This window comes from Embleya sp. NPDC005575 (assembly GCF_040605455.1).
Taxonomy (GTDB): Bacteria; Actinomycetota; Actinomycetes; order Streptomycetales; family Streptomycetaceae; genus Embleya.
The window spans coordinates 1-8,110 of the sequence record NZ_JBEXCV010000248.1 but is presented as its reverse complement, the minus strand read 5'-3'; the positions used below and the strand labels follow the sequence as shown (position 1 = coordinate 8,110).

General features: G+C 71.7%; 8 protein-coding genes and 1 tRNA gene. 4 read left to right on the top strand and 5 right to left on the bottom strand.

Annotated features, from left to right (window positions below):
* Both ABZS54_RS40735 and ugpC read right to left on the bottom strand, forming a co-directional pair.
* On the bottom strand, positions 1–380 hold a 380-nt coding region (locus tag ABZS54_RS40735; RefSeq protein WP_355547784.1), incomplete at its 3' end, for a PPOX class F420-dependent oxidoreductase.
* Positions 381–541: 161 nt separating this feature from the next.
* Complete coding sequence (ugpC, locus tag ABZS54_RS40730; protein WP_355547788.1) at positions 542–1,651, bottom strand: sn-glycerol-3-phosphate ABC transporter ATP-binding protein UgpC; 1,110 nt, start codon at positions 1,649–1,651, stop codon at positions 542–544.
* Positions 1,652–1,887: 236 nt separating this feature from the next.
* Between ugpC and ABZS54_RS40725 the strand changes: the two genes are divergently transcribed.
* On the top strand, positions 1,888–2,907 hold the full coding sequence (locus ABZS54_RS40725) for a LacI family DNA-binding transcriptional regulator (RefSeq protein WP_355547782.1): 1,020 nt from the start codon (positions 1,888–1,890) through the stop codon (positions 2,905–2,907).
* Between the two features lie 131 nt (positions 2,908–3,038).
* On the opposite strand, the gene ABZS54_RS40720 is transcribed toward ABZS54_RS40725, so the two are convergent.
* Positions 3,039–3,115: transfer RNA gene (locus ABZS54_RS40720), tRNA-Thr, on the bottom strand.
* Positions 3,116–3,301: 186 nt separating this feature from the next.
* Here ABZS54_RS40720 and ABZS54_RS40715 point away from each other — a divergent pair.
* Both ABZS54_RS40715 and ABZS54_RS40710 read left to right on the top strand, forming a co-directional pair.
* Positions 3,302–3,550 (top strand): GlsB/YeaQ/YmgE family stress response membrane protein, encoded by a 249-nt coding sequence (locus ABZS54_RS40715; protein ID WP_355547780.1) that lies wholly within the window; start codon positions 3,302–3,304, stop codon positions 3,548–3,550.
* Positions 3,551–3,622: 72 nt separating this feature from the next.
* Positions 3,623–4,498, top strand: a complete 876-nt coding sequence (locus ABZS54_RS40710; RefSeq protein WP_355547778.1) for an acyl-CoA thioesterase domain-containing protein — start codon at positions 3,623–3,625, stop codon at positions 4,496–4,498.
* A 20-nt stretch (positions 4,499–4,518) separates the two neighbouring features.
* On the opposite strand, the gene ABZS54_RS40705 is transcribed toward ABZS54_RS40710, so the two are convergent.
* Complete coding sequence (locus ABZS54_RS40705; RefSeq protein ID WP_355547786.1) at positions 4,519–4,998, bottom strand: flavin reductase family protein; 480 nt, start codon at positions 4,996–4,998, stop codon at positions 4,519–4,521.
* Positions 4,999–5,152: 154 nt separating this feature from the next.
* On the bottom strand, positions 5,153–6,547 hold the full coding sequence (locus tag ABZS54_RS40700) for a fatty acid--CoA ligase family protein (protein ID WP_355547776.1): 1,395 nt from the start codon (positions 6,545–6,547) through the stop codon (positions 5,153–5,155).
* A gap of 470 nt (positions 6,548–7,017) precedes the next feature.
* Here ABZS54_RS40700 and ABZS54_RS40695 point away from each other — a divergent pair.
* Positions 7,018–8,110: PAS domain S-box protein (locus ABZS54_RS40695; protein WP_355547774.1), on the top strand; the 1,093-nt coding region annotated here is incomplete at its 3' end.

The following is an 8,110-nucleotide window of genomic DNA, read 5'->3' as shown; positions in this document are numbered from 1 at the left end:
ACGACCTGTTCGCCGTCCACCGGCTCGCGGTCGACCACCTTGTCCACGCCCATGTAGCGCCCGGCGATCCGGCTCGGCCAGATCCGCAGGTCGGCCGGGTCGGCCGAGACCCGGGCCTCACCCTCGACGACGACGTACGCGTACGGCGGTCGGTCGTCGTCCACGCACAGGCTCACGCGCGGGTCGTTGGCGAGGTTACGGCCCTTGACCGAGGACGCGAACGTGGTGAAGACGAGTTCGACGGTGTCGCCCCGATCGTCGAGGTCGAACCAGATCGGAGCCACGTGCGGCCGACCGTCGGGGCGTACGGTGGCGAGCTTCCCCGTGCGTGGGCCGGCCAGGAGGAAGGCCCGCCATTGGGTCTCGGTCATGCGTTCCATGCCCTGAGTCTGGCGGCTTCGCCGCCGGCTCGCGAGGGGCCGTGTGTCCCTCCGCTCGCTCCGGGTCACACCGTCCCGAGCGGGGAGCCGCTTTTTGCGGAGGGGCGAAGCGGGGGAGCAAAAAGCGGTGCCTCGCGAGCCGGCGGCGAACCGCCCAACAATCAGTCGTGCAACCGCTCGCCGCTCTTGATGGAGAACAGGTGCGTCTCGCCGACGGTCGGGACCACGTGCAGGACGCTGCCCTTCTCCGGCACGTCACGGCCGGGCACCCGCACGACCAGCGGCTTGCTCTCGCCGTCGATGGTGACCGAGCCGTAGACGAAGGCGTCCGAGCCGAGTTCCTCGACCACGTCCACCGAGACCGCGAGGCCCTTGCTGTCCTTGGACAGGCCCTCGGCCGAGTTGATCTTCAGGTGCTCGGGCCGTACGCCCAGGGTCACCTTCTTCGCGCCCTCGGCGACGGCCGCCTCGCGCGCCTCGCGGGAGACCGGCACGACCGCGTCGCCGAAGCGGATGCCGTCCTCTGCGAGGTCGACCTCGATCAGGTTCATAGCGGGCGAACCGATGAAGCCGGCCACGAACACGTTGGCCGGGCGGTCGTACATGTTGCGCGGGGTGTCGACCTGCTGGAGCAGACCGTCCTTGAGTACCGCCACCCGGTCGCCCATGGTCATCGCCTCGACCTGGTCGTGCGTGACGTACACGGTGGTGATGCCCAGGCGGCGCTGCAGGCCGGCGATCTGGGTACGGGTCTGCACGCGGAGCTTGGCGTCCAGGTTGGACAGCGGTTCGTCCATCAGGAAGACCTGCGGCTCACGGACGATCGCGCGGCCCATCGCGACGCGCTGGCGCTGACCGCCGGAGAGCGCCTTCGGCTTGCGGTCGAGGTACTCGGTGAGGTCGAGGATCTTCGCGGCCTCTTCGACCTTCGCGCGGATCTGCTTCTTGTCGATCCCGGCGATCTTGAGCGCGAAGCCCATGTTCTCGGCGACCGTCATGTGCGGGTACAGCGCGTAGTTCTGGAACACCATCGCGATGTCGCGGTCCTTGGGCTCCAGGTTGGTGACCTCACGGTCGCCGATGTGGATCGAGCCGCCGGTGACCTCCTCGAGACCCGCGAGCATGCGCAGGGAGGTGGACTTTCCGCAGCCGGAGGGGCCGACCAGAACCAGGAACTCGCCGTCCGCGATCTCCAGGTCCAGCGCGTTGACGGACGGGCGCTCGGCGCCCTTGTAGGTACAGGTCGCCTGCTTGTAGCTGACCGTGGCCATGGTGATGTGTCCTTCCACCGGCAGGAACGTGCCGGACGATCCGAGTGGAGGGTGAAGTACCCCGTGCTGATTGCCCGTGTCTCGCGCTGGGCAAGTGGTCTAGTCCATTCTTGATGGACTGCGATCACCGTACCCGGGCGCACGGGTTCTGTCAGCAGTCGGGATCGTCGGAAATGTTTTGCGTGACCCGCAAACCCCTGCGAAATCCTGCTGAAAGTCTCACTAGGCTGCGGGGCATGAAGGCTCGGCTGGCGGACATCGCAACGCAGGCAGGGGTCAGCGAGGCGACCGTGAGCCGGGTTCTCAACAGCAAACCCGGAGTCGCGGACGACACTCGGCGGGCCGTCCTGACCGCTCTCGACGTGCTCGGATACGAACGTCCCGCCCGCCTGCGCCGCCGCAGCGCGGGCCTGGTGGGGCTGATGCTCCCGGAGTTGGACAACCCGATCTTCCCGGCGTTCGCGCAGGTCATCGAGCGGGCGTTGGCACACCACGGGTACACGCCGGTGTTGTGCACGCAGACCCCGGGCGGGGTCACCGAGGACGACTACACCGAACTGCTCCTGGAACGTGGGGTGTCCGGGATCGTGTTCGTCTCCGGCCTGCACTCGGACTCGGGCGCGGACCTGTCCCGTTACCTGCGCCTGGTCGATCGCGGCCTGCCGATGGTGTTCGTCAACGGCTTCGCGCCGGGCGTGGACGCGCCGTTCATCTCCAGCGACGAGGCGGTCGCAGTGGAGTTGGCGATAGGGCACCTGGCCTCGCTGCGGCACACCGCGATCGGGCTCGCGGTCGGGCCGGAGCGGTACGTGCCCACCGCGCGCAAGATCGCCGGCTTTCGGCGCGGGCTCGCCGAGCGGTTCGGGGTCGAGGACGCGAACGGCTGGATCGAGCGCTCGCTGTTCTCGGTCGAGGGCGGGCAGGCGGCGGCCGGTGCGCTGTGGGAGCGGGGTGCGACGGCGATCGTGTGCGGCAGCGACCTGATGGCGCTTGGCGCCGTGCGCGCGGCGCGCGAGCGCGGCTTGCGGGTGCCGCAGGACGTCTCGGTGGTGGGCTACGACGACTCGCCGCTGGTGGCGTTCACCGATCCGCCGCTGACCACGGTGCGCCAGGCGGTGCAGGCGATGGGCGCTGCGGCGGTGCGGGCGCTGCTCGACGAGATCGGCGGAGGCCGGGCGCCGCGTACCGAACTGATCTACCGCCCGGAACTGGTCGTCCGAGCCTCCACCGGGCCGGCGCCGGACATCGGCCGCTGATCGTAGGCGGGTCGGGGCCGTCACGGGTGGTCGCGTCCGGAGGCAAAAGATCCGGCAGGCGCGCGCTGTCGCCCCGGCGTGCCAACCGCGAAGACGGGCCACTGACCGCGTTTCCGCCGGTCAGTGGCCCTTGGAGCCCCGAGTCGGGTTCGAACCGACGACCCCGCGCTTACAAGGCGCGTGCTCTGGCCAACTGAGCTATCGGGGCGTGTACCGGACCATTTTGCACCGTGGCCACCCGGCGGGCGCAACCACCTTAGGGCTTTGTGGCTTGGGCGTGTGCGCGTTAACGGGTGGTGATCGTGGGGAACAGGAGACACCTGCCCGGAAAAGTCCGGGTCGACGTACTTTGTACGACTGCTGCCGGCTGGAGGAACCCGTGACGTTCGTTGGTTTGATCATCGCCGGCATCATCATCGGCGCGCTGGGACGGCTCTTTCTCCCCGGCAAGCAGAAGATCGGCTTCCTGGCGACGATGGGCGTGGGCATCGTGGGCACGCTGATCGGTTACGGCATCGCCGCCGCGCTCGGGGTCGAGGAAACCAGGGGGATCGACTGGCTCCGGTGGATCATCAGCATCGCGGTGGCCGCGCTTTTGGTGTCGCTGGTGGTGAAGTTCACCGGAAAGGATGCGCGACGCTGACCTCCGCCCAGAACTGACGGACCGTCAGGGGTGCTGCGGGGCGGCCTCCCGGCGGGCTGCGATCATGCGCGCATGGCTGGTGGAGTGTCGATGTGGCCGAGCATCGCGACGGACGATTTGGTGGACGCGCTGGAGTTGGCGCCGGTGGGGCCCGCCGACCCCGGCGGGCCCGGTGCGGTGATCACCTTTCGGGCGCGCAACATCGTGACCCGGATCCCGCGCACGCTGGGCGCGCAGGTGCTGGCGCAGACCGTGGTGGCGGCCGAACGGGTGGTCCCGCACATGGCGGTGCACACGCTCCAGGGCGTGTTCCCCCGGGCCGGCGATCCGGCCGAGCCGGTGCAGGTGCGGGTCGAGCGGCTGCACCAGGGTCGGTCGGCGGCGATGCTCCAGGTGGGCTTTCGGCAGGGCGCGCACGAGCACTACCGGGCATTCGTGACGCTCGGCGTGCCCGGGCCCGAACTGGTGCGACACGCCGACCCGTTGCCGGCGGAGGTGCCGGGACCCGAGGAGTGCGCCGAGTTGTCGGTGCCGATGTTGCCGTGGGAGGTGCGCACGGTGGGCGGGCCGGCCGCGTTGGCCCCGGAGTCGGCCGGGGCGCCGCGGCTGGACCTGTGGACGCGGTGCGCGCGGGTGCAGGACACCGCGACCATGGCCCGGGCGATCCTGGCCTGGACGACCGAGGGCTTCCTGGGTCCGGTGGCGCTGCGGCCGTATCCGCGGGCTGAGATCGAGCGGCGCGGCGGGCGGTCGATGTCGGTGGCGCTGGCCCAGAACGTCACCTTCCACGAGCAGTTCTCGGCGCACGAGTGGCTGCTGCTGCGCTGCGCGAGCGAGTACGCGGGCGACGGGCGCATGCACGGGCGGATCCGAGTGTTCACCCGGGCCGGACGGCTGGTGGCCTCGGTGACCGCGGACGGCCTGATGCGGCCGGGCCCGCGGCCGTGAGGGCGCCGGCGCCGCCGGCCTCAGCCCAGGCTCTGGTAGCGGCCCCGGAAGTGGAGCAGGGGCGGGCCCTCCGGGCTGGGCAGTTCCACGGTGAGCACCTCGCCGACGTACAGGATGTGGTCGCCGGCTTCGACCACGTCGTGGGTGCGGCATTCCAGGGTGGCCAGTGCGCCGCCGACCAGCGCGGCGCCGGAGATCGGGCCACGGCGGTGCGGGATGTCGGCGAACATCAACCGGTCGCTGATCCGGCCGGGGATCGCGAAGCGGCCGGCGACGTGCCGTTGGCTCTGTGAGAGCAGCGACACCGCCCACAGCGGTTGTTCGTCCAGCACGTCGCGCATCCGGGCCTCGCGGCGCAGGCTGATCAGCACCAGCGACGGGTCCAGCGACACCGACATGAACGCGGTCGCGGTCATCCCCACGTCGTCCACGGGACCACCGTCGTCGGGATCACCCTCGACGGCGGTGATCAGCACCACGCCGGCGGCGAATCGGGACATCGCGGCCTTGAAGGCGGCTTCGTCGATGGGCGGCGGCGGCGACTGTGACACGGGTCCAGGGTATGCGGCCCCGCCGCCGGGTCCGGGATCGGTCTCGCCGCCGGGGTGCCGTCGGCCGCGTCGGACGGACCGGCGCGGCGTCCCCCGGCCCCGGTCAGCGGCCCGCGGTGATCTCCCGGGTCAGGTCCTCGCGGCGGCCGGCTCCGGAGGGCAGTTCGTCGGCGTAGAAGACGCGTACCGGGTGCTTGTGCTCGGCCAGGCCGGCCTCGGCGCAGGCGGTGCGCAGGGCGCCGGGGCCCGGCACCCGCGCGGGATCCTCGGCGACCACGACGGCGCCGAGGACGTGGCCCGCGGTGGGGTGCGGCAGGCCGATGACCGCCACATCGCGGACGTCGGGGTGGGCCTTGAGGACCCGTTCCACCTCGCCCGGGCCCACCGTCCGGGTGCCGACCCGGATCAGCTCGGCCGCCCGGCCGGTCACCGTCAGGACGCCGGTGGCCTCGTCGAGCACGGCCAGGTCGCCGGTGCGATACCAGCCCTCGGCGAGCACCTCGGCCGTGGCCGCCGGGTCGTCGGCGTAGCCGTCGAACAGCAGCGGTCCGCGCACGCACATCTCGCCGTCCGGGTCGAGCGCGACGTAGTGCAGCGGGCCGGGGATCCCGCAGGCGCCCGGGTGAGCGAACACCTGCGGGCCGGACAGCGCGGTGAGCGGGCCGGTCTCGGGCGTGTCGTGCACGACCCGCACGCTCGCGTTCGGCGCGATCCGGGCGATGTCCGCGAGCACCGCGGCCTCGGCCGGCTCGGTGTCGGCGAAGCGGAGCGTGTCCAGGACCTCGTCGACGGCGGGCCGCTCGGCCTCGGTCTCGGCCAGCGCGCGCCATACGGCGGGTGCGGCGGTGAGCCGGGTCGCGGCGTGTTCGCGCACCGCCGCGCGCAGTGCGGCCGGATCGCCCCCGGGCACCAGGACCAGGGTGCCCCGGGCGTGCCACTGGGCGAGCGCGAGCGTCCAGGCCCGGCCGTCGGCCAAGTCGGCCGCCAGTACGTGTGCCCCGCGTGACTCGGCGAGCGCGCCCGGGTGCGAGCGCAGCACCAGCACACGGTGCGACAACAGCACACCGCGCCGGCCGGCCGGGGCGAGCAGGCACCAGTCGGTCTCGGCCGGCTCGACGTCCGGCGGCTCCGGCAGGTCCTCGGGGTCCTCGTCGTCGAGGTCGGCGATCAGCGCGTCGGCCTGCTCGGCCGTGTCAAGGACCAGGGCGGGCGCGTACGCGTCGGGATGTTCGGGGTCGGCGGGCACCAGCACCGCGCCCAGCCGGGCGAGCGCGGCGAACAGCGGCACCGCCGCGATGCCCGCTCCGGTGGAGATCGGGCCGCAGCCGACCCGGTCGCCGGCCGCGAGGCCCAGGGCGAGTAGCCGGCGCAGGCCGAGTTCGGCCGCCGCCTCCAGTTCGGCGAAGGTCAGCGAGCGCTCGCCGAGCACGACCGCGGTCCGGTCCGGGACGGCGCGGGCCGCGTTCGCGAAGACCTCTCCGACGACCAGACCGGTCATGGCCCCACCCCCGTCGTTCGACGCGCCGTTGTGTTCGTCGTACCGGCCTGTGCGACGCGCGCGCAAGATGGTACGGAAACCTGACGGACGTACCGTAGGGACTCCGCATGCCCGCTGGGAAGAGCGGCCCGTGATCTTGTGCCGGATCGACTGTGCCTCAGCTCGCTGACGCATAGCGAAGAGCCCGTGCGGAATCTGATTGGCCGTCAGGTCGACTGGGCGAACCCTGGGGTTAGTTCCCGAAAACGGGCTCCCGCCTCGTACGATGCCCGGTGGATGCCGGCGGAGGGAGCGATTCCGGGGTGGCTCGGCGGTCCGACTCGATACGGTATGAAGCGTGAGGTGGCTCACAGTGACAGCCTGATCGATGACGGAACGTCGCCAATTCGAAGCCCGCTGTGATTCAGTTTCTCTGGTAAACGGACGATATCTGTTCAGAAGACACCGGCGTCGACCCCTGGGGGAGACCCATGACAGCCGAGACGGAGACCCACGTCCGGTTGGCGACTTTGCGCCTTTTGAACCGCGTCGTCGCCGACCTGAACGCCACGCGCGACCTCAAGGACACCCTCCAAGCCGTCGTCGACGGCGTGGTTTCGGGTCTCGGGTTCGGGGTCGCTGCGGTCAATCTCGTCCGCGCCGACGGCGACCTGGAGGTCGCGGCGGTGGCCGGCAACGACGAGCTGCGCAAGGTGATGGCCGGCCAGATCGGCTCGCGGGAGGGCTGGGACCGCATCCTGGCCGCCGCGGAGCCGTGGGGACCGCTGCGCTTCCTCGGCCACCGCTCGGGGCCGGCCGAGGTGGGGGACGTCCCGAGTTGGATACCCGACCTGCCGATCGGCGACCACCCCGAGGCCTGGCATCCGCGCGACGCGTTGCTGGCGCCGCTGCACACGCCCGAGGGCGACCTGGTCGGCGTGTTGTCGGTGGACCTGCCGGTGGACGGGCTGCGACCGGCCCCCTGGCGGCGCGAGGTGCTGGGCATGTTCGCCGCACAGGCGGCGATCGCGGTGGACAACGCGCGGCTGCGCAGCGACATGCAGCGCGCGGTGGCCCGGCTCGAGCGCGAGCAGTTGGCGCTGCGGGCCAGCGAGGAGAGCTTCCGGCAGGCCTTCGAGTACGCGCCCAGCGGCATGGTGATGACCGGTGTGCGCGGGCACGAGCAGGGCCAACTGCTGCGTGCCAACGACGCGTTGTGTCGGATGCTGGGCTACCCGGCGCCGGTGCTCAAGCGGCTCGGGCTCGGCGCGTTGGCACACCCGGAGGATCGGCCGCTGCTCGCCGGGCACCTGGGCGGGACGGTCCCGGTGGCGGGCTGTACCGAGCTGCGTCTCGCACGCAGCGACGGTACTTATCGGTGGGTCTCGCTGCGCACCTCGCAGGTCGCGGACGGGCTCGGCGACCTGCGGTTCGGGTTGACCCACGTGGAGGACATCGAGGATCGCAAGCGGCGCGAGCAGGCGCTCGTGCACGAGGCCAGCCACGATCCGCTCACCGGCCTGCCGAACGGGCGCGAGCTGCGGGCCAGGCTGGCCGCGCGCTTCGGCCCGGCGCCCGGGCCGA